Source organism: Metamycoplasma sualvi, from assembly GCF_045276925.1.
Classification (GTDB): domain Bacteria; phylum Bacillota_I; class Bacilli_A; order Mycoplasmatales; family Metamycoplasmataceae; genus UBA710.
Genome location: NZ_CP174167.1, coordinates 375,505 through 401,884, shown reverse-complemented (window position 1 = coordinate 401,884; position 26,380 = coordinate 375,505). Strand labels below are relative to the sequence as shown.

Annotated in this window: 24 protein-coding genes; 18 read left to right on the top strand and 6 right to left on the bottom strand. The window is 22.4% G+C overall.

The features are described from left to right. Position 1 precedes the first annotated feature (1 nt). From rplO to ACJA29_RS01840, 13 genes are all read left to right on the top strand, one after another. A complete protein-coding gene (rplO, locus tag ACJA29_RS01900) occupies positions 2-439 on the top strand; it encodes a 50S ribosomal protein L15 (protein ID WP_406602934.1) in 438 nt (145 codons plus the stop codon). Positions 440-576: 137 nt separating this feature from the next. Beyond that, on the top strand, positions 577-1,884 hold the full coding sequence (gene secY / locus ACJA29_RS01895; protein WP_406602933.1) for a preprotein translocase subunit SecY: 1,308 nt from the start codon (positions 577-579) through the stop codon (positions 1,882-1,884). A gap of 40 nt (positions 1,885-1,924) precedes the next feature. Beyond that, positions 1,925-2,566: an adenylate kinase family protein gene (locus ACJA29_RS01890; protein ID WP_406602932.1), complete on the top strand. Its 642-nt coding sequence runs from the start codon at positions 1,925-1,927 to the stop codon at positions 2,564-2,566. Between the two features lie 28 nt (positions 2,567-2,594). Continuing rightward, positions 2,595-3,341, top strand: a complete 747-nt coding sequence (gene map / locus ACJA29_RS01885; RefSeq protein ID WP_406602931.1) for a type I methionyl aminopeptidase — start codon at positions 2,595-2,597, stop codon at positions 3,339-3,341. Between the two features lie 15 nt (positions 3,342-3,356). After that, the gene (gene infA / locus ACJA29_RS01880) at positions 3,357-3,572 is read left to right on the top strand and encodes a translation initiation factor IF-1 (RefSeq protein ID WP_406602930.1); all 216 of its coding nucleotides are present in this window, start codon (positions 3,357-3,359) and stop codon (positions 3,570-3,572) included. Positions 3,573-3,590: 18 nt separating this feature from the next. After that, positions 3,591-3,704, top strand: a complete 114-nt coding sequence (gene rpmJ, locus ACJA29_RS01875) for a 50S ribosomal protein L36 (RefSeq protein WP_406602929.1) — start codon at positions 3,591-3,593, stop codon at positions 3,702-3,704. A gap of 2 nt (positions 3,705-3,706) precedes the next feature. Beyond that, on the top strand, positions 3,707-4,072 hold the full coding sequence (rpsM, locus tag ACJA29_RS01870; RefSeq protein WP_406602928.1) for a 30S ribosomal protein S13: 366 nt from the start codon (positions 3,707-3,709) through the stop codon (positions 4,070-4,072). Between the two features lie 17 nt (positions 4,073-4,089). Then, positions 4,090-4,476, top strand: coding sequence for a 30S ribosomal protein S11 (gene rpsK / locus ACJA29_RS01865; RefSeq protein WP_406602927.1), 387 nt, complete (start codon positions 4,090-4,092; stop codon positions 4,474-4,476). 6 nt (positions 4,477-4,482) lie between these two features. Next, positions 4,483-5,490: a DNA-directed RNA polymerase subunit alpha gene (locus tag ACJA29_RS01860; RefSeq protein ID WP_406602926.1), complete on the top strand. Its 1,008-nt coding sequence runs from the start codon at positions 4,483-4,485 to the stop codon at positions 5,488-5,490. Next, a complete protein-coding gene (gene rplQ / locus ACJA29_RS01855) occupies positions 5,490-5,852 on the top strand; it encodes a 50S ribosomal protein L17 (RefSeq protein WP_406602925.1) in 363 nt (120 codons plus the stop codon). Before ACJA29_RS01860 ends, rplQ begins: the two co-directional genes overlap by 1 nt. A 230-nt stretch (positions 5,853-6,082) precedes the next feature. Then, complete coding sequence (locus tag ACJA29_RS01850; protein ID WP_406602924.1) at positions 6,083-6,625, top strand: MHJ_0274 family protein; 543 nt, start codon at positions 6,083-6,085, stop codon at positions 6,623-6,625. Further along, a complete protein-coding gene (gene pgsA / locus ACJA29_RS01845) occupies positions 6,609-7,214 on the top strand; it encodes a CDP-diacylglycerol--glycerol-3-phosphate 3-phosphatidyltransferase (RefSeq protein ID WP_406602923.1) in 606 nt (201 codons plus the stop codon). The genes ACJA29_RS01850 and pgsA overlap by 17 nt, the downstream gene beginning before the upstream one ends. Before the next feature lie 2 nt (positions 7,215-7,216). Further along, positions 7,217-8,149, top strand: a complete 933-nt coding sequence (locus ACJA29_RS01840) for a glycosyltransferase family 2 protein (RefSeq protein WP_406602922.1) — start codon at positions 7,217-7,219, stop codon at positions 8,147-8,149. 19 nt (positions 8,150-8,168) lie between these two features. On the opposite strand, the gene ACJA29_RS01835 is transcribed toward ACJA29_RS01840, so the two are convergent. Together ACJA29_RS01835 and ACJA29_RS01830 are read right to left on the bottom strand one after the other, a co-directional pair. Then, positions 8,169-8,633, bottom strand: coding sequence for a hypothetical protein (locus ACJA29_RS01835; protein ID WP_406602921.1), 465 nt, complete (start codon positions 8,631-8,633; stop codon positions 8,169-8,171). A gap of 16 nt (positions 8,634-8,649) precedes the next feature. Beyond that, a complete protein-coding gene (locus tag ACJA29_RS01830; protein ID WP_406602920.1) occupies positions 8,650-9,636 on the bottom strand; it encodes a hypothetical protein in 987 nt (328 codons plus the stop codon). Between the two features lie 129 nt (positions 9,637-9,765). Between ACJA29_RS01830 and ACJA29_RS01825 the strand changes: the two genes are divergently transcribed. Then, positions 9,766-10,665 carry an IS30 family transposase gene (locus ACJA29_RS01825; protein ID WP_406602970.1) on the top strand — a complete coding sequence of 300 codons (900 nt, stop codon included), beginning with the start codon at positions 9,766-9,768 and terminating at the stop codon, positions 10,663-10,665. Here ACJA29_RS01825 and ACJA29_RS01820 read toward each other — a convergent pair. After that, entirely contained in the window at positions 10,624-11,124 is a 501-nt protein-coding gene (locus tag ACJA29_RS01820; protein ID WP_406602919.1) for an iron chaperone, read from the bottom strand. The genes ACJA29_RS01825 and ACJA29_RS01820 overlap by 42 nt on opposite strands. A 429-nt stretch (positions 11,125-11,553) precedes the next feature. On the opposite strand from ACJA29_RS01820, the gene ACJA29_RS01815 reads away from it, so the two are divergent. From ACJA29_RS01815 to ACJA29_RS01800, 4 genes are read left to right on the top strand one after another with little or no spacing between them, the layout of a single operon-like run. Next, positions 11,554-13,347 carry a site-specific DNA-methyltransferase gene (locus ACJA29_RS01815; RefSeq protein ID WP_406602918.1) on the top strand — a complete coding sequence of 598 codons (1,794 nt, stop codon included), beginning with the start codon at positions 11,554-11,556 and terminating at the stop codon, positions 13,345-13,347. Then, on the top strand, positions 13,347-16,328 hold the full coding sequence (locus ACJA29_RS01810; protein WP_406602917.1) for a DEAD/DEAH box helicase family protein: 2,982 nt from the start codon (positions 13,347-13,349) through the stop codon (positions 16,326-16,328). Before ACJA29_RS01815 ends, ACJA29_RS01810 begins: the two co-directional genes overlap by 1 nt. Then, positions 16,321-19,518: a helicase-related protein gene (locus ACJA29_RS01805; protein ID WP_406602916.1), complete on the top strand. Its 3,198-nt coding sequence runs from the start codon at positions 16,321-16,323 to the stop codon at positions 19,516-19,518. Before ACJA29_RS01810 ends, ACJA29_RS01805 begins: the two co-directional genes overlap by 8 nt. 1 nt (position 19,519) lies before the next feature. After that, positions 19,520-20,233 (top strand): hypothetical protein, encoded by a 714-nt coding sequence (locus tag ACJA29_RS01800; protein ID WP_406602915.1) that lies wholly within the window; start codon positions 19,520-19,522, stop codon positions 20,231-20,233. 216 nt (positions 20,234-20,449) lie between these two features. Here the strand turns inward: ACJA29_RS01800 and ACJA29_RS01795 are convergent, their stop codons facing one another. The 3 genes from ACJA29_RS01795 to ACJA29_RS01785 form a co-directional block, all read right to left on the bottom strand. Then, the gene (locus tag ACJA29_RS01795; RefSeq protein WP_406602914.1) at positions 20,450-21,292 is read right to left on the bottom strand and encodes an alpha/beta fold hydrolase; all 843 of its coding nucleotides are present in this window, start codon (positions 21,290-21,292) and stop codon (positions 20,450-20,452) included. Positions 21,293-21,295: 3 nt separating this feature from the next. Then, complete coding sequence (locus ACJA29_RS01790; protein ID WP_406602913.1) at positions 21,296-21,979, bottom strand: deoxynucleoside kinase; 684 nt, start codon at positions 21,977-21,979, stop codon at positions 21,296-21,298. Between the two features lie 232 nt (positions 21,980-22,211). Further along, positions 22,212-26,120 carry an AAA domain-containing protein gene (locus ACJA29_RS01785; RefSeq protein ID WP_406602912.1) on the bottom strand — a complete coding sequence of 1,303 codons (3,909 nt, stop codon included), beginning with the start codon at positions 26,118-26,120 and terminating at the stop codon, positions 22,212-22,214. Positions 26,121-26,380 lie beyond the last annotated feature (260 nt).

The following is a 26,380-nucleotide window of genomic DNA, read 5'->3' as shown; positions in this document are numbered from 1 at the left end:
TATGAAATTACATAGTTTATCATCAAATCCTGGGGCAAGAAAAGAAAAACACCGTGTAGGTAGAGGGCATGCTGCTGGTAAAGGTAAGCAAGCAGGAAAAGGACAATCAGGACAAAATAAACGTCATGGACACCGTCCAGGATTTGAAGGGGGACAAACTCCTTGATTTAGAAGATTGCCTAAAAGAGGATTTAAAAATGTAAATCATATTGAATATCAAATTGTTTCTTTATCTTCTTTAGAAGCAAAATTTGATGCAAATGCTGTTATTGATTTTGAGGCTTTATATCAATCAAAATTAGCTCGTAACAAAAATTTACCTATAAAATTATTAGCTAATGGAAAATTAACTAAAAAATTTACTATTAAAGTAAATGCTGCAAGCCAAAATGCGATTAAAATGGTAGAACAAGCCGGCGGAAAAGTAGAGGTAATTTAAAAGTGGGTTTTTTTAAAAAAACCTGATCAAATATATCATTTTTTTTCTCAAAAATATTTTTATTTTTCAATAAAAATGTCATTTTAAAACTTAAAGAAAAAGATTTATTAAAAAGAATTCTTTTTACTTTAATGATCATGATTATTTTTATTTTAATTGGAACGATAACTTTACCAGGAATTACCATTTCCAATTCAAGTGGATTTGATAATACTTCATTTTTAGGTATTATGAACACAATTGGAGGGGGAGGATTAAGACAATTTTCTCTTGTTTCATTAGGTATTAGCCCCTATATTACTGCTTCATTGGTGATGACTTTTGCTCAAACAAAGTTATTTCCACCAATTTATCATTTATATCAATCAGGTCCTGCTGGAAGAATGAAAATTAACTATATTACATATGCTTTAACATTTGTGTTTTCAATTGTTCAAGCAATTGTTATTATCCAATCTTTAAGTAATTCTTCAACAGGTCAATCAAGTTATATTAGTGTTGTTGGAGAGTTTAATAATACATTCTTTATTTGAATTGTCTTACCTTTCATTTTAACTGCCGGAACATTCTTTTCAATTTTCTTAGCAGAACAAATTACAAATAAAGGAGTAGGTAATGGATCATCAATGTTAATTTTGGCAGGTTCAATTATTACTATTCCTACTTTATTTACTTCGGCATGAAGTTTATGAGTTCAATCTAAAATAGGAGAATTATTATTTAGAGGAATCGTTTATTTAATTGGATTTACATTATTATTTATTTTATTATCACTAATCATTTCTTTTGTATATCAAGCAGAAAGAAGAGTACCAATTCAACATACAGGTGTTGGTCGTTCAAAAAATATTAAAGACTTGTCATATTTACCAATTAAAGTAAATGCTTCAGGAATTATGCCAGTTATTTTTGCTTCTATGTTAATTACATTCCCCATGTTGATTGTTAATTTAGTAAATCAATTTTATCCTTCTGAAGTTACAAGATGAATGAACGACAATTTTCAATTGAAGCAACCTATTGGTTTAACTTTATATGCTTCAGCAACATTTTTATTAACAATCTTCTTATCAATTCAACAATCTAAAATTGATAAAATTGTTGAAGATTTTAATAAATCATCTACTTTTATTCCAGGAATTACACCTGGTGAACAAACAGAAGATTATTTATTCTCAGTTGTAATTAGGTTATCAATATTTTCAGCTATTTACTTAACTATATTAGGTTCTTCACAATATATTGCAATTATTGCAGGTGCTCCAGAATCTGTTGTAATTAGTGGTACATCAATTATGATTGTAATCTCCGTTTCAATTGAAACAATTCAACAAATTGTAGCAAGAAGAAAAGCTTTAAATTTATTTAAAACTAAGACTATTAAAAAAATGAAGGGAGCTGAGAATTTAGTTGATTCTGAAGATCAAAGTTCAATTTTATGATAAATGAATTTAAGATAATAAATTAATTTTGTAAAGGAATGTTATGGCGAGAACAAATATTATTTTCTTAGGAATGCCCGGAAGCGGAAAAGGAACAATAAGTTCAATATTAGAAACAAAAGCTAATATTATTCAGATTTCTACTGGTGATATTTTTCGTGAAGAAATTAATAATAAAACAGAACTTGGTTTAAAAGTGAAAGCAATTGTAGAATCAGGATCATATGTACCGGATGATATTACAAATAAAATTGTAGAAAATAAAATAATCCAAATGCAAGCAAATAATCAAAAATTTATTTTAGATGGATTTCCAAGAACAGTTCAACAAGCAATGTTTTTAGATCAATTAAATTTTGAAGATTATATTGTAGTTTATTTAGATGTAGAAAAACAAGTTGTGATTGATCGTTTAAGTCAAAGATACTTTTGTAAAGTATGTAAAAAAAGTTATAATTTAGCATCTTTTAAATCTAAAAAGCATCCTTATTGTGAAAATGATGGTGAGTTATTAATTCAAAGAGTTGATGATCAACCAGAAGCTGTTAAAAAACGTTTAGATATTTATGAAAAAGAAACAGCTCCTGTTATTGACTTTTATCGAAGAAAAAATAAATTATTAACTATTACTCAGCATGATAATATAAATGAAACTATTGATAAAATATTAGATATAATATTATAAAAATATTATAGGTTTATATTAAAATAAAATGATTTATATTAAGTCTCAAAAAGAAATTGAATTAATTACAAAATCATGCAAAATCCTGGCTAGTGTAAAGAAAGTTTTAAAAGATGCTGTAAGACCAGGGATTTCATTAAAAGATTTAGATTCAATTGCTTATAATGAAATTATTAAAGCAGGAGCAAAACCATCTTTTTTAGGTTATCATGGTTTTCAAGGAACTATTTGTGCTTCTGTTAATGAAGAATTGATTCATGGTATTCCTTCATCAAGAATTTTAAAAGATCAAGATTTATTGTCAATCGATGTTGGTTTAATTTATGAAGGATATCATTCTGATAGTGCATTTACAATTTCAGTTGGTTCATCAAATGAAGAAAATGACAAACTAATTGAAGTTGCTCAAAAAGCTTTTGAAGCAGGTTTAAAAGCAATTAAACCTAATGCTACTATTGGAGATATTTCTTATGCAATTGGAGAATATATTGCAAAAGAAGGTTATTATACACCAAAAGAATTTTGTGGACATGGTATTGGAAGATCATTACATGAAGATCCTTATGTTTTTAATGAAGGAAAAAAAGGTAGTGGTCCTAAAATCCAAGATGGAATGACAATTTGCATTGAACCTATGATTTTACAAGATTCTAAAAAAATTAGAATTTTAAAAGATGGATGAACTGTAGTTGCTCAATCTAATAAAAAATCTTCTCATTATGAGCAAACAGTTCTAATAAAAAATGGGAAAGGAATTGTTCTTACAGAGAACTAATAATAATTAAAATTAATGGCTAAAGACGCAATAAAAATGGTTGGAAAAGTTGTTAAATCTTTTTCAACAAGAGAGTATCAAGTTGAATTAGAAAACAAAATGACTATTAAAGCAACAGTTAGTGGAAAAATAAATTTACATTCAATAAGAATTTTACCAGGTGATATTGTGGATGTTGAAATATCTCCATATGATTTATCACAAGGTCGCATAGTTTTTAGACATAAATAAAATAAAGGAGGTCAAAACATGAAAGTAAGAGCTTCAGTCAAAACAATGTGTAAAGATTGCAAAATAATAAAAAGGAAAGGAATTGTTAGAGCTATTTGTGTTAATCCAAAACACAAGCAAAGACAAGGTTAATTATGGCAAGGATATTAAATATTGAAATTCCAAATAATAAACGTGTAGTTATTTCTTTAACATACATTTATGGTATTGGAAAAAGCTTATCTTCAAAAATATTAAAAGATGCTGGAGTTGATGAAAATATTAAAGTTGTTAATTTATCAGAAGATCAATTATCTGCAATAAGAAAAGAAGCTGCTAAATATATGACAGAAGGTGATTTAAGAAGAGAGATAGGAATTAATATTAAAAGATTAATGGAAATTAAAAACTATCGTGGAATTAGACACCGTAAAGGTTTACCAGTAAGAGGACAATCAACTAAATCAAATGCTAGAACTAGAAAAGGTCCTAGAAATACTATTGCAGGTAAGAAAAAGTAAAGAAGGAGTGTTAAATAATGGCTAAAAAGAATAAAAAAAGAATTGTCACTTCTGGAATTGCTCATATTCATTCAACCCACCAAAATACTATTGTTACTTTTACTGATTTACAAGGAAATGTATTTGCTTGATCATCTTCAGGTGCTATTGGATATAAAGGAACTAAGAAAAAAACTCCTTATGCAGCAGGTTTAGCAGCAGCAGCTGCTGCTGAAGAAGCTAAAAAATCTGGATTAAAAGAAGTAGATGTTAAATTAAAAGGAATTGGTCCTGGTAAAGAATCTGCTAAAAAACAAATTGAAGTATCTGGAATTGCTATTAAATCAGTAGAAGATGTAACTCCAATTCCTCATAATGGAACAAGACCACCGAAAAGAATATTAAAGAGACAAAAAAGGAGATAATTAAATATGGCAAAATTTTCAAAATTAAAATATAGTGAAATTAAATACAAAAAAATTGATGAATATAATAATTCATTTGTTGTGCAACCATTAGAAAGAGGGATGGCTAATACAATTGGTAATTCACTAAGACGTGTTTTATTATCTTCTATTTATGGGGTTGCTCCATTTGCGATAAAAATTGCTAATGTAACTCACCAATATTCTTCAATTGCAAATACAGATGTTGATGTTTTAACATTAATATCAAGATTATGTAAAATACCTTTTAAATATAATGAAGAAGTTTTTGGAGATAATTCTATTTTAAAAGTTTCTTTTAAATCTTCAAATGAAGGTCAAGTAACTTATAAAGATTTAGAATTACCTATGGGTGTTGAAATTGTTGGAGATTTAAATGTTCCTATTGTATTTTTATCATCTAAAAATGCTTTAGAATTTGATTTATTTATTAGAGCAGATTATGGATATTCAGATGAAGAAAAAAACAAATTATTTATTAATGAAAATAAAGCTAATATTTCTTCAAAATTAAAAGGTGAATTATTAGCTTGTGATTCAAATTTTTCTCCTATTAGAAGAGTGGCATATTATGTTGAAGAATTAAATTCATCTTCATACCACATTCAAGAAAAATTAGAATTAGAAATTGAAACTAATGGAACTATTGAAGCTAAAGAAGCTTTATCTCAAGCAGCTAAAGTATTAACAGCTCATTTAAACATCATTGGAAATATTGATTTAAGTCAAGAAGAAATTGATTCAATGTTTTCACATGAACACACAAGAAAAATTGAAGACAAATATTCTTCAATGACAATTGAAGATTTAGATTTAACAGTTCGTTCAACTAATGGATTAAGAAGAGCAAATATTACCAAAGTTAGCGAATTGAGAGAATTAACTTATTCCGATTTAAAAAACATCAACTCAATTGGTGAAAAATCAATTAAAGAGATCATTGATGAACTTGCAAAAATAGGTATTATTATTGATAAAGGAGATGATGAATAATGGCTAATCCTCATCAATTATTTAGAAGAAATGCTTCTTGAAGAAAAGGTGTAATCCGTTCTTTAACTACAGATGTTCTTTTATATGGGAGAATTACAACAACTGAAGTAAGAGCAAAAGAAGTGAGAAGATTTGTAGAAAAAATGATCACAAAAGGTAAAAAAGGAACTTTAGCTTCAAGAAGAGAAGTATGTGCATTTTTAAGACCTGTTTTTACAAAAGATAATGTATCAATTGATAAATATTTATTTGATACAATTGCCCCTAAATACAAAGATCGTCAAGGCGGTTATACTAGAATAATTAAATTACCTTCTCGTCAAGGTGATTCAACTAAGATGGCAATCTTAGAACTTGTATAATTAATTATTAATTTATAAATATAACTAATTAAAATTAAATCACAACAATAATGCTGTGATTTTTTTTATTCTAGTGTTTCTAGTGTTGATGGATATTATTAAAATAATATTAATTGATATACTTTAATTATTTTATTTTGCTATTACATAATTAAATTAAAAACATTCATTTAATTATGTAATAATGTTTTTAAGTGCTTTTTATTAATTTTTCTATAAAATAGATAAATATGAATAGTACAGCTACTTGAATAATTTTTGGTTTATTATTTGCAGCAATTGTGGGTTTTTTGTTATTCACTTTTTTGAATGATAAATGAAAGAAAAATAAGATAATGAAAAAAAGAATTGAACTAAGAAGAGCCACATCAAAAACCTCTAAAGAATTAGCAATAAGAATCTACACTTTAATAGAAATTAATAATGAATATGTTAATAAAGTAATTCCAGGTATTTCTAAAATTAAAATGAGAAATGTAAATTTAGCTTCTAGAAGTTTTTTAAAGGATATTTATGATTCAAAATCTTTTAAAGTTTTATATATTGATTCAGATGATGCTGATCCTTTGTATAGTCAAAATATGAAAAATTTAATTGATACTAAATCTAATTTATGAAATAAATATTGTTCAAATGCAATACATTATTTTAAAAAATTTCATGATGAATTAAGAAATGATGAAAATTTTGAAATAATAAAAGCCGATTCTCAAAAAATTATCAATGATTATTTTCAACATTATTTAGAGGAAAAAAATGAATCTACCAAATAAATTAACAATTGCAAGAATGATTTTAATAGTTCCTATTATTATTCTTTTTTCAATATTTACATGATATGTGATAACTTTTGAAAATGGTGAATTTAAAAATGTTAATTTACAAACACCTAGCCAATATTTTTTATACACAATAGGAATCATTTTTATTATTTCTATGATTACAGATTTTCTAGATGGACACTTTGCTAGAAAAAATAATCAAATTACAGTTTTTGGTAAATTATTTGATCCTTTAGCTGATAAGATAACTATTACAATTACTTTAATATTCTTGTCATATTTTCAATATACATACATTTATATTGTTATTTTCATGATCATCAGAGATTTAATTGTAGATGGTTCAAGAAATATTTTTGCAAAAAACAATTTGAAAATTGAAGCAAGCATTTATGGTAAATTAAAGACAATTTTTCAATCTGTTGCTATTCCAATTATTTTGTTTTTAATTCCTATTGTTGATAGTAATGTTTGATGACAATTGTTGATGATCAACATCCCTATGATTATTGCATTATTTTTATCTATATATTCAGGATATCAATATTTCAAACAAGTAATACCATTTTTGAAAGGATAAATTTGAAAAAGAAATTAACAATAATCATTCCAACTTATAATGTAGAACAATATATTGAAAAAGCTTTAGATTCAATATATAATCAACAAAATATTGATTTAGAACAAGACATTCAAGTTTTAATTATTGATGATGGTTCAAATGATAATACTGCATTAATAATTAATAATTGATTATCATCTAAAAATACTCAATCTTTTCAATATATTAAAAAATCAAATGGTAATTGAGGTTCTGTAATTAATTATGTTAAAAATAACAAATTAATTAAGGGTGAATATGTTTCAATATTAGATGCTGATGATTTTTATAATACAAATTGTTTTCAAGAAGTTTTTCAAATAAGTACTTTAAATCAATATGATTTAATAATTTCCAATTTTAAAAGAATAAATGAAAAAGGAAAAACAAAACCAACAAAAGTTATCTATTCTTTTAAATCAAAAGAAATTGTAAAAAATAAATCTTTTACTCCTTGATCAATTCCAATGTGCAAATTTTTTAAAGCCGATTTATTTTATCAATTGAATGATTTAAAAGAAAATGTTTCTTATCAAGATCAAATATTATTTTTTTCTTTATTAATTCAAGCTAAAAAAATATATTTCATTAAAAATAACTTAGGTTTTTATTTTGTTTCAAGACCTAATTCATCTTCGGTTGTAGATTGAAATAAGAAAAGAATTGAAGTTTGAATGGAGAATATGAATAAATTATTATCTTGCAATATTCCAGAACTTTCAGCTTATGTTAATATGATGGTTAATTATTGTTATATTAATACTAAAGATAAAGAAAATAGAAAATATATTATCATCAAGAAAGAATATATTAATATATTTAAATCTTCCAAATTTTCATTTTTACCTAAAGGACTAGATTGAATAGCAAAAATATGATTCAGTTTTGCTATTAGGAAAATAATCAAAAAGTAATAAAAAAAGAAGATATTAATTAAAAATTTCTTCTTTTTTTAATTTCTGATATTTGTTGTAAAGTTTTATCTTGTAGTTTTTGAATTTCTTTTTCTTGTTCATCTATAATTTTTTGAATTTGAATAATTTTTTGAATACCTGGTGCTAGTTGTTTATTTTCTAAATTTAAGTTAAAGTTATTAACTGAATGAGATTCGTCATCTTTATTATTTGCTAAAGCCATATTTAATAAAATAGTATTTTGATCTCTCTCTTCTTTTAATTTTTTACATAATTCTTGAATTTGTTTATCTTTATCTTTAAGAACATTAAAAAGATTCTTATTTTCTAATAATAATGTTTTATTTTCTTCTAATAATGAATTAATTTCATGCTCTTTGGTTTCAACAACAAATTCTAATTGTTTAGCTTCTATTTCATTTATTAATTTCTCTAAATTATATTCATTTGTAGATGTTTTGTCATTATCAAATTTTTCTGTCATTAAATACTCCAATTAATTATTTTCTTCTTTTATAAGGATTTTGTAATGAAGTTAAATAAATTTCTTGAGTTTTAGCAATTTTATTTAAACGTTCTTTGTATAAATTAAATCTCATTTCTTTTTCCATATCTTTTTCCATTTGAAGATTTTTCATCATTTCTAACTCTTGAGTTTGATTAATTAATTTTTGTGTTAAATCTTCAACTTCTTTATTTTTTTCTTTCATAAATTCTTGATTTTGTAATTTTTGATTTTGAACTTCTGTTCTTAATAAATCTAACTCTTCAGCTAATTTATTAGTAAATTCAACTTCTTGTGTGTGTTGTAATTCTAATTGTCTTCTCAATTCTTTAATTTCATCTTGAGATTTTTTTGTTTCAAATTCCATTGTTTGTTTAGCTTTAGCTAATTCAATATCGGCTAATAATTTAGCTTCCATTTCTTTTTGTTTATTTAATAATTCTTGTTCTTTATATTTAACAATCTCAATTTGTCTTGTTTGTTCTTCGCGTAATTTGTTTTGTAATTCTTCTATTTTCTCTTCATTTCTTATTTTTTCATAATAAGCTTTTTCATTTTCTTTTCAAGTTTTAATTTCTTGCTCAATTTGATTATTGAATTCTTTTTTTAATAAATTAATTTGTTCTTCTTTTGATTTAGATAATTCTAAATATTGAGTTTGTTGATTTTCTAACATTTTTTTAAGTTCTTTAATTTTTTCATCTTGTTGTTTTGTCTCAAATGTTAATTTTTCTTTAATTTTTGCATCTTCTACTTTTTCAACTAATTTTTCTTTAAAATCTGCTGTTAATTTTTCAACATCTTTTTCATTTTTTTTAGATAATTCTTCTTTTTCTTTCTCTTTTAAATCAACTAATTTTTCTAAATCATCAATTTCACTTTCTTGTAATTTCGAAATTTCTAACTGTTTATTTTGTTGCATTTCTATTTCATTCAATAAATCTTCAATTTGCCTTTGTTTATCTTCATCAAAATTATTCATAACTTCCTCACTTTTTTAATATTTTTTATAAATTCTTAAAATAAAAATATAATGTTGGGCAAAAAATTATTCTTTTTATCAATTAAAATTTTAGCATAAAATCTTGCTTTTATTTTGGTAATTTTATAAATAAAAAATTATTCTTATAAACTATATTATTATGATTCAAATATTTATCTTAATAGATTAAATAATAAGAGAAAAAAATTAGAAATAATAAAACAACAAAATTGCTTATCTAAACACTTAGAAGTTGCTAAATTGATAAGAACAGTAGCTAAAGCAACCGGCAATAAAACTTCTGCCAAAACCTTATCCAAGATAATCAAAGAGAAATTAGGATTATATTATTCTCCAAAGCATTTATATCACTTAATTAGGCAAAATAAAATGAGTGGAGTAACATTAAGAATATTTCCATACCTAAAGCATGGTAAATACTATAAAAAACCCCATAAAATAGGCAAAAGAGTAATTGCAATACCCATTGATCAAAGAGATGAAATTATCAATAAAAGAATTAGATATGGTGATGTTGAAGTAGATACTGTAGAAGGAACTAAAACTGATAATAAATATCTTTCTACAATGATTGATCGAAAATCTAGAAGATTATCCATAACTATTTATGAAAATAAACAAAGTGATGAATTTTTAAAAGCAGTAGAAAATAACATCGAAAATATGAATCAAGAAATCAAATCGATTACATCAGACAATGGAACTGAAAATTATGACCTAGTTAAATTAAATATTCCATGATTTTCCACTAATCCATATTCTTCTTGACAAAAAGGTTCAATTGAACAAAAACATAAGCAAATAAGAAAATTTATTCCAAAAGGCAAATCTTTCAAAAATTTAACCCAAGATGATTGTGATCTAATTGCACTTGTAATTAATGCAGAAACTTATTTACAAAATACTAGTAAATACAAATTGGGAACCACCGTTACTCAAGAAGAGCTACAAAAATACTTTAAATTATTAGAAAAGAAAGACACCCACCGAATATTTCAACTTTGATAAATATTGTAAAATTATGAAATACAAGGAATTATCGGTATTGAAATTGGTAATTTTATAGGTAATTTTATATTCATTACTTTTTCAAAATGTTTTTGAATTAGATTTATCTTTTATTTTAAAATTAATTATTTCCAATAATAAATCAAAATTTACTTCTTGGTCTTTTTTGATTTTAAATAAATTTGAAGTGACTTCATAATTGAATGATAATAATTTTTCTTGATATATATCGATTGCATATTTTTCAGGAGAAATAGAAACATGATTTTTTCAAACAGAAAAAGCGATAATGAATGAATTATTAAATAAAAACATTGGTTCATTTCATTTAATTTCCAAAACTAATTCTGGAAATTTTTCTTCTATAAATTCAAAAATTGACACTATTTTATCTTTTAAAATAGGATCTATATTTTTAATTGAATTTGCATATTTATTTCAAATTTTGTTATCAATCATAAGATTATTTTAATTTAAATTATATTTTTATATACATTATTAAAATACTTAATTCATATAATTTTTATTATTTGAACTATCCATATATTTCCTTTATTATATAAATAGAATTATAAAATATTACTTAAAATTATGTTATTTAAGATTAATTTGTAAATGCAAATATTATAGAAATAATAATTAATATTATTAAAACAATAAAAGTTAAATAATAAAAATTATAAGAATTTAAATGAAATTGAAAAAAAAGATGAATTAAAAGAAAAATTAAAAGAATCATTACCTTCATGTTTTGAAGATAATATTTTTAATATTGAAAAATTCAAACAATTATTAGGAGAAGAAAATAATCTAGATCAAAATGAAAAATATGGATTAAGTTGAGTGGGTAAATCTAAATCACTTAAGGAATCAACCAAACCCTCAAATATGACCTTAATTCCATTAAGAAATAAGTCTGTAAATTTTGATGAATCTGACAACATTATTATTGAAGGAGATAATTTAGAAGTTTTAAAACTTTTAGAAAAATCTTATTTTAATAAAATTGATGTAATCTATATTGATCCTCCTTATAACACGGGTAATGATTTTGTTTATGAAGATGATTATTCACAATCAAAATTTGAATTTGATAAAGAGAATAAATTAATAAATGAAGATGGAGATAGATTACAAACTAAAAATCAAAAAAGTGATGGTAGATTCCATACTAAGTGATTAAGTATGATTTATCCTAGATTAATACTTGCAAGAAAACTACTAAAAGATGATGGAGTAATTTTTATATCTATAGATGATAATGAGCAAGCAAGATTAAAATTATTATGTGATGAAATATTTGGGGAAAAGAATTTTGTAAGCGATATTATTTGAATAAGAAATCCTGGCGGCCAAAGCGATAATTCTCATATAGCAAAAACAAAAGAATATATTTTAATATATGCAAAAAATATTGATTTATTTAATATTAAAGACTTAGTTGAAGAAAAAAACATATTAGATTACAAATTTGACAAAAATTTAAATCAATATTGAAAAAAGGGAACAATGATTGAAAAGGGAGGGAGCAATGATAGATTAATTGATAGAAAAAAACTTGGTTATGTTGTTTATTATAATCCTAAATTAAATGAGATTAAAACACAACATGATTATGGAATAGATTTAATTAATCATAATTTAACTTCAAATGTCGAAATTTATTCTTTTGATCAAAATTTAATTAAAAAAGATTTTATACCTATTATTCCAAGAGTTATAAAAAATACATATGGACGTTGAAGAATGGGATCAGAAAAATTGAAAGATCTTTTTGAAAAAAATAGATTATTTTTTGAAAAAGATAAACAAAATAATTGAAGAATTTATGAAAAAGAAATTTTTGAAATTGAAACACCATATAAAAATATAAAACCAAAAGATTTAATTTCGTTTACTTCAAATACAAAAGGAACAAATCAATTAAAAAAAATTTTTCCAAATGATAATAAATTAGTTTCTAATTTTCACCCTAAACCATCTGATTTAATTTTATATTTAATAAATTTCCATACAAACCCCAACTCTTTAGTCTTAGATTTCTTTGCTGGCTCAGGAACTACTGCTCAAGCTGTTATGGAATTGAATAAAGAAGATGGAGGAAATAGAAAATATATTTTAGTTCAATACCCTGAAGAAAGTGAAAATTTAAAAGATACTGAATTTGAAACAATTGCTGATATTACAAGAGAAAGAGTCAAAAGAGCAATTGATATGTTTCAATATAAAGAAAAAGGATATAAAGCTTTTGAATTAGTAGAATCTAATTTAAAATCATTTGATGCAAGTACTAGTGATCCTGTTCCTGTAATTCAATCTGAATTACAAGATTATGAAAATAAAATTAAAGAAAATACTAGTGTTGAAAATTTAATTTATGAAATCATTTTAAGGGTAGGTGAATTGCCATTAAATACTAAAATTGAAAGTGAAATTTTATATAACAATAAAGTTTATTATGATGAATTAAAATATTGTTTATTTTTATTGGAACCTGCTATTGATTCTAATTATTACAATATTGAAAATATTATAAAGATTGTCAAAAATTTTTATAGCAACAATTTAAAAATATATTTAAATGATAAGTATTTTGAAAATGATCAAGATAAAATCAATTTTGCTGAATCTATTAAAAATATAAAAGATGGGTCATGAGAAATAGAATTGGTGGTAATATAATGAAATTTCAATTTGAAGCACATTTAGAACACCAAGATGAAGCTATTAATTCAGTTATCAATATTTTTAATGGTATTAAAACGAGAAATGGTGTTTTTTCAATTAGAAAAAACAATCAAATTTCTTTGTTTAGTAATAATCATGGAATATCTAATGTTATTCTAAATGATAATTGACAAAAAGATATTGCTTTACAAAATATTAAAAAAATACAAGAAAAAAATATGTTAGATATATCTAATACTATTGCATCTATACCTACATTTGATATTGAAATGGAAACTGGAACAGGTAAAACATATGTTTTTCTTAAAACTATTTTAGAACTTAATCAAAAGTATGATTTTAAAAAATTTTTAATAATAGTTCCTTCATTAGCAATAAAAGAAGGAATAATAAAAACACTTGAAATTACTAAAGAGCATTTTAAAATGCTTTATCCTTCAATTAAATATCAATATCGTGAATATGATGGTCAATCATTACAATTAGTTTGAGATTTTGCCAATAACAATAATGTAGAAATAATGATTACTAATATTCAATCAATTAATAAGGATATTAATATTTTTAATAAAAATAATGATTATTTATCTGGCGATAAACCAATTGATTTAATAAAAAACACATCTCCTATTGTTATAATAGATGAACCTCAATCTACAGCAAGTGGTAAAAAAAGTATAGACGCTATTAATGAATTGAATCCTTTATTTATTTTAAGATATAGTGCCACATTTAAACAAAGAAAAGATGAAAACCTAATTTACAAATTAGATTCTATTGAAGCATATAAAAAGAAATTAGTAAAACAAATTAAAGTTTATGGAATAGAGATAGAAGATAATGATATACCTAAATATATTAAACTAGAAAGATTAGATATTAAAAACCAAAATGCAAATATTAAAATAAAATGTTCTACAGACACAGGAACTCAAATCAAAAATAAAACAATTAGAAGTAATGATAATTTATTTGAGGTTTCTAATCATTTATCTGAATACAAAGATTTAAGAATTGAAAATATTGATTTTGATAATAAATTAATCGAATTATCTGATGGACAAAAAGTTTATTTAAATGTTAATAATAATAAATATGATAAAGCAATTAAAGAAAGACAAATAGAAGAAACTATCAGACAACATTTAAATAAACAATTAGAAATAAGAGATAAAAATATTAAAGTTTTATCTTTATTTTTTATAGATAAAGTTGCTAATTATCGGATTCAAAATGAAAGGGGAGAATCTGAACCTGGAGAATATGCTAAAATTTTTGAAAAACATTTTCAAAAAATATTATGAAAAGAAGAAAAATACTGAAAATTATTTAATTTAAATGAAGCTGAAGATAAAACAGAGAATATTAAAAAAATTGCTCAAATTTCCAAAAAAGTCCATGATGGATATTTTTCAATTGATAAAAAAAATAATTATAAAGATACAAAAGGAGATACAAAAGACGATAAATCTACATATGACAAAATAATGAAAGATAAAGAAAAATTAATATCATTCGATGAAGAATTAGCATTTATTTTTTCTCATTCAACACTTAAGGAGGGATGAGATAATCCTAACGTTTTTCAGATTTGCACTCTAAATGAAACTAAATCTGAAATTAAGCAAAGACAAGAAATTGGAAGAGGATTAAGGTTATGTGTGGATCAAAATGGAGAAAGAATATATGATGAAAATATTAATCAACTTTCAATTTTTCCAAATAGTAGATATGAAGAATTTATTAGCAATTTACAAAAAGAAATGATTGAAGATGGAATAGAGTTTAAAAAAATAAATAAAAGTTATTTGATGAATCAAATTCCCAATTTAGATCACAAATCATGTGAAGCAATTATTGAATTATTGCATAATGAAAATATTTTAAAAAAAGATCAAACATTAAATTTACAAGAATATAAACGTAATGAAGTAGAAATTATTTTAAAAAATAGTGATCTTAACTTATCTCAAGACTCAATAAACAACATTTTAGAAGCATTAGAAAAAACAACAAGCAAAATTCTTGATGTTGTTAAAGATGGTAGAAAACAAATAAAGAATAATTTAAAGAAAGATGTAATAAATTCACCTGAATTTCAAAAATTATGAGAAACAATAAGTTCTAAAACATCTTATTGTATAAAATTTGATTCTAATAAATTTATTGAGGAAGCTAAAAAAAATATAATAAAAGAAATTGATGATAATAAAATTCAAGAAGCAAAGATTGTAACTACTAAAGCAAATGTTGATATTAATAAAGATGGGGTTAAGGGTACAAATATTGATATTGTTAATAATAAAAAAATTGATTCAATTAGTTCATTAACAAATGAACCATTAATTGACATAATTAGCGATATTGAAAATATAACAAAATTAACTAGAAAAACAATAGTTCAAATAATTAGTGATAAAAAAATTATTGAATCTATATTAAAAAATCAAGAAACTACTAAAAATTTGATTATTGAAAAAATGAAAAAAGAAAAAGAAAAGTTAATGGTTGATGGGATAGAATATCAAAAAAATGGCGAGTTATATGAATTGAGTTTGCTTGAAGATAAATTAGAATTTACCTTAGATGAAAATTATTCAATAGATGCTAAATCAAGTAAAAAATATCCATATGAATATGTTGTTGTTGATAGGTCTAATATAGAAAAAAATTTTGCTAAAGACGCATTAAATAAAAGCATGGTTAAAACATTTATAAAATTACCTAAAAAATTTAACATACCAACACCTTTAGGTTCTTATAATCCAGATTGGGCTCTTTATGATGAAAATAATATTATTTTTGTAGCAGAAACAAAAGGATCAACAAATGAAAATGATTTAAGAGAGAAAGAAAACAAAAAAATAAAATGTGGTAAAGAACACTTTAAATCATTAGGAAACAATATTAAATATGAGGTTGTTACAAATCTTGATTCTTTATTAAGAAAATCACAAGGAAATGAAAATGAATAATGATAATTTATTTCAATTAATTAAAAAAAATATTAAAGAAAATAGCAATATTAAAATAGCTATTAAAAAATTTTCTTTAAGAGCTTTTTATAAATTAATTCCTTTTTTTAAAAAATGTTCTACTGTTAGAATAATTTTGACAGACATTAACGATTATGAAGAAATCAATCAAGAGCTAACAAGAAGATACAAAATTAATGTTAATGAAAAAGAAATGGTTACAAATAAATTTGAATTAAATCTTAAAAATGATTTAATGGATTTTTACTATGCAAGAGAAACTAAAGAATATATACAAGATAAAGTAGAAATAAAATATATAGATAAATTTAGAAAAGAATTTATTTTAATAGATAATGAATATACAATTATAGATGGTGTTTATGAAATTTCATTAGGTGCTTTCAATGAAATTGAAAATGATGACATTATTTTAATAACTGAAGAAAAAAATGAAATCAAATATAAAAAATTATTAGATATATTTAATTCATCTTGAAATTCTTTAGAAAAATCAAGAGATGCAAAGCAAAAATTAATAAATAAATTAGAATCTATATATCAAGATAAAACACCTTATGATTTATATCAATTTACAAATTCTCATCTATTACAAGATTCTATAAGTAATGATTATTATTATGAAAATAAAAATAATAGAATAAAGTTTGAAGAAACTAATATTTATCAAAAATTATATGAATTTCAAAAACATGGAGTTGAAGCAATTCTTGATAAAATCCAAAAATATAATGGTTGTATATTAGCAGATTCAGTAGGATTAGGAAAAACTTTTGAAGCTCTTGCAATAATTAAATATTTTGAATTAGAAGGAAAAAGGGTTTTAGTATTATCACCTAAAAAATTAATTGAAAATTGAAAAACTTTTAAAACAAATGTTAGATCTAATCATTTAATTAATGACAGATTTAATTATGATCTTTATTCTCATACCGATTTATCAAGAACTGATGGTTATTCAGAAGGTGTCAATCTTTCTAAAATAGCTTGAGAAAATTATGATTTGGTTGTTATAGATGAATCTCATAATTTTAGAAATGGAAGATTTAACAATAATAGCAAAGATTGAACAAGTAAAAGATACAAAAAATTAATGGATGATATTATTTTAAAAGGTAGAAAAAAATCTGTTTTATTATTAACAGCAACTCCTGTCAATAATAAAATGGATGATATTAACAATCAAATCAATATTATCACTGCAAATAATGATGAAGCTTTTCAAAATGAAAATATTAAATCTATAAAATATGCTTGTATACAAGCTGAAAAAAAGTCAAATCAATGGGCAGAATTACCTAGTAATGAAAGAACTGTAGAAAAATTCCAAAGTATGATTGGAAATGAATTTAGGAAATTAATAGATTTAACTACTATTGCAAGAAGTAGAAAACAAATTGTTGAAAATTATTATGAAGGTGATTTTCATTTTCCTAATAGGCTCAATCCTATTTCAGAAAGACCTAATATTGATACATTAAATCAAGTGTATGATATAAAAATGTTATTTGATAAGTTAAGTGAAATAAAATTTTCAATATACAAACCTTTTGATTATATATTTCCTGAATTTCAACAAAAATATGAAGAAGAATATGATTGACAAGAAGCAAATAGCAAATCAAAGCTAACCCAAAAAAATAGAGAAAATAATTTAGTAGCTTTAATGAGAATTAATCTATTAAAAAGATTTGAATCTTCTGTAGAATCATTTAGGCAAACCATTAAAAAAATAATTGATAAAACAAACGAATTATATAATAATATTAGCGCTCAATCAGCTTCTTCTCTATCAATGAAAAATACTTTTGATGATATTGATAATGAAGAAGAAGATATTAATGAAGATATATTAGAATTTAAAAAACTTAAGATCAAAAAAGAACATATAGATCTAATTAAGTATAGAGATGACTTATCTTTAGATATTAATCAATTAACAGAAATTTACAATAAATATCTAATTATAGATATAGAAAGAGATGCAAAATTAAAAAGATTAGTAGAAATAATTAAAGATAAAATTCATAATCCTATAAATACAAAAAATAGGAAAATTATTATTTTTACTTCATTCATTTCAACAGCTGAATATATATACCAAAATATAAATCATTTATTTAGTAATTATGGTGTTTATTCAGCATTAGTTACTGGTCAAAAATTAATTTCAAATCATCCTGATTTAAAAGAAAAAAAATATAGTATTGATGATTTGCTTAGCTATTTTTCTCCTATTTCTAAACAAAGAGATCATGATAATAATTTAAATAAAAATATTAATATTGATATTCTTATAGCAACTGATTGTATATCTGAAGGACAAAATTTACAAGATTGTGATTATTTAATCAATTATGATATTCATTGAAATCCTGTTCGTTTAATTCAAAGGTTTGGAAGAATTGACCGAATTGGATCTCAAAATAATTCTATTCAAATGGTTAATTTTTGACCTAATATCAAACTTGAAGAGTATATACAATTAGAAATAAGAATTAATGAAAAAATGATGAAAGCAATGCAAACTACATCTTATGATGAAAATGTTTTAAAAGAAATTCAATATGAAGAATCATTAAAATTAAAACAATTAAAAAATTTAGAAAATAATTTCATTGATTTAGAAGATATGAAAGAAAATATCTCATTTTCTAATATGACTTTTAGTGAATATACTACTGATTTAAAAATATTTTTTAACAACCCAAAAAATGCTTTAAAAATATCAAATCAACCTGATGGAATATTTTCAATTGCCAAAAATAATTCCAACATGATTTCAGATGGAATAATATTTTTATTCAAGTCTTTTAATGGCAAAAATACCAATAATCAATTTGATCCTTATTATTTAATTTATATAGAAAATAATGGAAATGTAAAATACACTTATTCTAATACAGGACAAATTTTGAGTTTATATAAATCATTAACTAAAGATCAAAAAGAAATAAATAAAAAATTAATAGATGAATTTAATGTTGAAACAAATTTTGGTAAAGACATGAGTAAATATACAAACTTATTAAATCTTGCTATATCATCCTTAAATGACAAAAATTTGTCGAATGATTTTGAAGATTTGTTTGATGTAAACAAAATATCATCAAACAAAAATAATTATGAATATGAATTAATTTCTTTTTTAATAATTAAGAGTGATTAATATGAAGCGATTAAATGAATTGAATTTAAAACATAATAAATATAAATCTATAGATTTTAAAAATAAATTTAAAAATAAATTAGATATTAGTGAATTAAATAAAATATTTAAATCCATAGGAGAAAATATAAATGTATGAGAAATAAATTCTTTAATTACAAAATCTCCTAATGAAAATAAAAAAATTATAATTCTTAACTACATATTATTAAGTAATAAAATGAATCATTATAAAACTGTATCTAATTTTTTTCTAAAAATATTTAATAGAGAGCAACCAATAATTCTAATTTGTACTTATAAAAATAATTATTCAATATCATTTAATGCTTTTTCGCTAAAAAATCCTATTATTAAAGAAATATTAAAAAAATATAACTATATTGGTGAATTTTTTGATGAAAATAATTTCAATAAGATTTTACCCTGAAAAGAAATTAGTCTAAACTCTATTATTGATTTTTTTGATGAATCATGCCGTAGGATAATATATTATGAAAAAACAAAAAATTTGTCATTTTCTTATACGATTACATGAGAAGTTATTAAAATATTATTTTTAATAAGTAATAAAGAAAAAGAAATTATACAATTAAATAATAAATACAAAAAAATATATAATGAATCTGAAAAATATAATATTCACAAAAATATTAAATCAATAGAAGAAGAAATCCAAAAATTAAAGGATAAATTATCAAAATTTATTTCTTAATTTTTTTCATAATTCATCATTCTGCATATTTCATTTTTTGAAATTTTAAATATTAAAAAAGTTCTATATTTAATCAAATAATAATTTTAATATTAGAAATTCCAAAAAAAATAAAAAAGCCTGCTAATGCAGGGGCGGTTGCTGGGATGGCATAAGCTTTCACATCTAAAAAGATAACCGTTACAACCTTTACATATTAAATGCTATCAAATTTTTTTATTTCTTATCTAAATAATAATTAATAAAGTCTTTGATTTCTTTAGCATATTCTATTTCTTGTTCTTGAAATGGGATGTGGGCTGAATCATTCATTAATTCAATTCTAATGAAACCTTTTTCTTGTTGTTTTCTATTACCAAAAGCTCTAAATAAAGAAACTGGTGGAATTAATTTATCATATTTACCTGCTATAACTAATGTTGGTGTTGCTAAAGCCTTTTCATTTTGATGACATAATAACATATTTTTTACAGAAAACATTGATTGTTTTAATTGAACCATAAATGGTCGATTATCTGTTTGATATTGAAATTCTTCACTAATGACACTATGAATTTTTTCTTGATCATTATTATGCAATTTGTTAATGTCATGATACAAAATATTAATTAAATGATGTGCTTTCTTGAAGTTTTTAGGATTGAATTTAAAATAATTAATCCCTTTTCAAAAAGGTATTTTTGAATTCATTGGAGTAGATAAAATTAAACAAATAGTTTCTTTTTGAAAATAATTTGCTAATCTTAAAGCAATTCCTCCGCCCATTGAGTGACCTAAAATAACAAACTCTTTTAAATTTAAGCTTTTTATTAAATTAATACAATAATCAACCATATCTTCTACTTTAGGTTTTTTATTTTGTTTTCATTCTTGTATCCCTGCACCAGGTAATTGAAGAGCAATATAATCAAATTGATCAATTATATGTTTGATAAACACATCATGGTATTCACTTGTAGTTGCAAAGCCATGAATAAAAATAATAGTTGCTTTCTTTTTATTAGCACATTTATAATGATAATAGTTACCTAATTCATTTTTTATATTTTCATATTTCATAATTTATACAACATCAAATAATTTTTCACTTTTAATTTTATCCATAATTATATCAACTTGTTTTTCTGTTGGCAAACTAGAATCTAAAATAAGGTAATTAATGCCATAAATTTGACAAGTTTTAACTAAATAATCTACATAAACATTATGTAATGATCTAAAATATGGTTCATTAACTGAAAAATTATCAATTTCACTATCTCTTCCTCTTTTAAAGATTCTTTCTTTAAATTCATCTCATTTTAAATCAAGAATAATATAAAGTTTAGGTACTCCAATAGAATAAATCAATTCTTTTGTTTTATCATGTCACATTGCATCATAAAAACCAAACATTATAGGATCCGCTGTCATATTTTGATGAGCAAATAAACGATCTTCAAATATTGTCCGATCAAAAACAGATAATTTATGATTTAAAACACCTTGACGATAATTTTCAAATCTAGTACAAAAGAAATATACTTGAAAGGCAATTGCTGAAGTTTCATCTCCTTCATATAATCTTTTTAATAAAATGTTTTGTAATTCATCATTTTCATTTAATTCATAAATAACATCTGCATTTAAGTTATTTCCTAAAGCTCTTGTTAGAGTTGATTTACCTGCTCCAATCATTCCTCCTATAGCAATAGCGTTAGCAACTTTAATTTTTTGAAAATTAGCTGGATCTAAATTTTTTGACATAATATTTCTCTTTTCCAATTTCTTGTTGATATGTTAAATTTTTGTGTTTACGTTATTCATTTTAAACTAATATTTTTAAAAATATTAAATTAATAAAAAAATTCTTTTTTTATCTTTTTATTTGAAAAAATTATTATAAATTTTGATAAAATTAAATATATTTATAACTTGTTTTTATATCAAATTCAACCAAAATTGAAAACTTTATTATTTCATTAAAAATTAAAAAATCTTAATATAAATCAATATGTTTATTAATATCAAATAAGATTTTTTCTTTCTTTGTTTTTCATCTAAGCTCAGGAATTCTTAAAATTGAATAACCTTTACTTTCGATAAAATTTTGTCTAATTAAATCATGATATTTTTTCTCATTTGATGAATGATATCTATAACCATCTATTTCAATTCCTAAAATAAATCTTTCATTGCTCTTGTCAAACAATGCAACGTCTATTCTATAAGAACCAACAGGGAATTGAGCAATCAATTTAATTGGTTTACTAAATGTTTGATTTGATAATCACTTAATTACATCTTCTTCAAAACTAGATTCAGAAACATCAATAGCTGTAGATATATCATTTTTATTAATTGAATATGTTTTTTGATAATCTGTACTTGAATCGATAAAACTCAATCATTCTTTAAATAAATTTACACCATGATTTGTAGAAATTATGTCATTAGATGAAATGGATTTTATGACTATCATTTTATCTTTTGCTCTAGTAATTGCAACATTTAAAGCATTTTTACCATTAGGACGACAAACATATGTTTGAGCTAATTTTGTTTTGTTTGTATAAGCAACTGAAATGATCACTAAATCTGCTTCATCACCTTGAATATTTTCCAAACTTTTTAAAATTATTTTGTCTGTATTTAAAATTATTCTATACAATTCAGGATATTCTAAAGAAATAATTTCATCAAGACATTTTAATTGGTCACTATTTAAAGTTAATAAAATAATTTTGTTATATAAATTTAAGTTAGCATTCAAAATTTCTATCATTTTTCTTGCTTCTTTCTCATTACAGCTATCAATTCATTCTCCACCTACATCAATAACTTGAATTGAATTACTATTAGAATTATTATTCAATTTATCTAAACATTTCAAGTTAGATTCATAAAAATGTTTAGATGAAAATGTTGTTAAATTCGCAAAATTAGAACGATAATTTAATTCTAAATATTGTGATTTAATGCCTGAATTTATTGCATATTCTAATAATGAATCGATATTTTCATCTTCTAATTCTTCGTTAGGTGTTGCAACTCTATTGGTAAATCAATTTGACGGTTGCATTTGTTGATTATCTCCTGCTATTATGATTTTATCTCCCAATGCTATAAAAGGCAAGGCTTTTTCTAGAAATATTTGTGATGATTCATCAAAAATAATATAATCATAATGATCATTCATAAAATCTACATAAGATGCTAAATTTTCTGGTGTACCTACAGTAATATTAAAAAATTTCTTGAAAATATCTTTAAATAAAGAAATTAAAGAAGAAGGTTTTGTAAATTGTCTATTAATTCTACCAATCAATCTTTGATATAACTGTTGTTCTTCTTTAGATAATCTTTCTTTTTTATAATTAAAATTTTTAATTAATTGTTTTAAAACTTTATTTTTATCATTATTTTCAATAAATTCATTTACTTTTGGAACTTCTTTTTGATGATAATTGACAAAATTTATTTCTAATTTTGTTAAAGATTCTACATTTTCAATAGATTTTAATAATTCTAAATATAAAAATTCTTTTAAATTTAAATTATGCAAATAATTATATAAATTTAAATCATTAATAATTTTCATAAAATAATTTTTGTTTGTTTTGATATGAATAATTTGATTTAATTCAATATTATAATTTTTAATAAATTCTAAGCATGTTCTTATTTCTAGAATTACATCTAAAATTGACTTTATTTTTTCTAACATTAAAATATCAATATTTTTTTGTTTAATGAACAAATATATTGATAAACAATCATGATAATTAACAATAAATTCTTTATAACTTAATAACAATTGTAAAAAGGATTGTTCTATATTATATTTAGTTATAAAAAAAATTAAATTTTGATAGTACTCATATAAATCAAAAAATTCTTTGGGATAATCTCTATTAAATAAAAAACCTGATTTTTGAAAATTAAATTTTTTTGCAAACTGTTTTTTGTTTAATTTAGAATATGATTCAAAAAATATATTATCAATATTTATATTTAAATTAAATTTCTTAAATTCCAATAAAAGATTTACAAAAGAATCAATAAGATTAATGAAATTATCATCTTTATTTTGAGACATATTTTCTATTGAAGCTATTTTTTCATATATTTCTCATGAAATATTTTGAAATGATTTTTTATGTAAATGAATTTTTAATAAATCTTCTTCTGTAAGATTGTTCAATTCTTCTTTAGTTTCAAATGATTTTGCAACAATGATATTATCTATATTAAATAATTCAGAAATTTTTAAATTAAAATTTAAAATTTTATCAACACCAACTATTGGTACTATATTGGCATAAAACCATAAATAAAACTCTCATTCTTCATTTGTTATAGCATCTAAATGCTCTTTATTCATTGCATAAAAGTTAATAATTTTTTGATCAAAATTACTGAAAGTGTTTTTCAATTTTGAAAAAATTTCAATATCATTTACACTAACACTAGCATCTTTTGAATTTCAATATTCAATTAATTCTTTAGATATTAAAGAGTTAAATTCATTTGATGATTCAGAATTTAAAGCAATAAATTCTTCCACATATTTTCTTCAATTACTTAGATTTTTATAAAATCATTCTTTTTCTTTTTTTCCACTTGATGTATGTGAAGTATAATCTGATAATTGCAAAGTAAATCATTTTAAGTCTTGTAATCTATCAAGAACAACCTCTAATGCAACTCTTTTTTGAGAAATAAAAAGAGCTGTCTTATTGTTGTACAAAATATTGGCTATTATATTAGAAATTGTTTGAGATTTACCAGTTCCTGGAGGTCCAATAATAATTGTGCTTCTATCTAAAGAAGATATAATGGCTTTTTCTTGTGATAAATCAGTTTTACATATTCTTGCTATTTTTTCTTGATTTATAATTTTTTCAATTAAATTATTTTCATTTAATGATGATAAATTTTTTGCCAATAAGTTTTCATTTTCATTTATTTTTCCAATTTGAATAAGATTAATTAAAGCTTTTCTTAAATTGCTTCCTACAGGATTAGAAATAGATAAAACTATACCTGGAGATAATATTATTTCATTATTATCAATATCAGATGAATTTAATCTTTCAAATTTATCTATTAATACATATTTATCTTTTTTTATTATCTCTTTAAATAAAACATCAAGTTCTTTTGAACATTCATCAATGGATATTGATTCTTTTTCCTCGTTTATTTTAGCCATAGTTCAATTTAATTCTTCTTCTAAAATAAAAGAAATCTTTTCATTTATTAGCAATGTCTCATTTTTAGATTGAATATAGAAATCATTCTCTTTATTAATAATTTCTATTTCTTTACATATTAAAGGTGCATAAATAGGTTTAGATAAATTACCTTTTATAAAATATGTATTAACATATAATGGCCAAATATTTGTTTGTTCATAAATATCATTGGCTTTTTTAATAAATCTATTTCATTGCACATTAAAATTTTTAATTTGTTCATCTATTGCATATAAAATATCAGAATAAATATCATCTCATTCTTCATAATCATCAATATTTTTCTTCTCTTTATAGTTTTTTAAATATGAAACTCTATCAATGATCATTTTTTTGATGTTATTATCTTCTAGAAAAGTTATCATTTCATCTATATTATTTATTGCATCAATCTTTGCTATAAATTCTTTTTTAGAAATTCTTGGTATTTTTATACTAAAAGAAGATTGAGACAATATTTTATGTAAATCATCTCATTTAAGAATATTAAATAAATCAAAAGATGTTGATTTATTTATTTTCATAAATAATGAATTATCGCCCCTAGATTTGATTGCTAATAAATTTTTTAAAGATTTATCAAAACGTTTTCATATATCACTATTATTAGAATTAGTTTTTTCAATAATTTTTATATTTTCAAATTCCATAATTTATATTTCTATCCCAAAATTAAAATAACTAGACATTTTGACTTATTATAATTATAAAATAAAAAAAGATTAAATTATCAAATATCGAAAATTCCTACAATTCTAAATGATGCTATAAATTAATATTCAAAATTCTAATATTATTTTTAATTACAAATATTTGTCAATAAAAAGTTGCTATTCTTAAAGTTCTATAAATATTTTTGTTTACTTCTTTTCCTATAAAATAAATATGATTTTACAATAGAGATGAAACA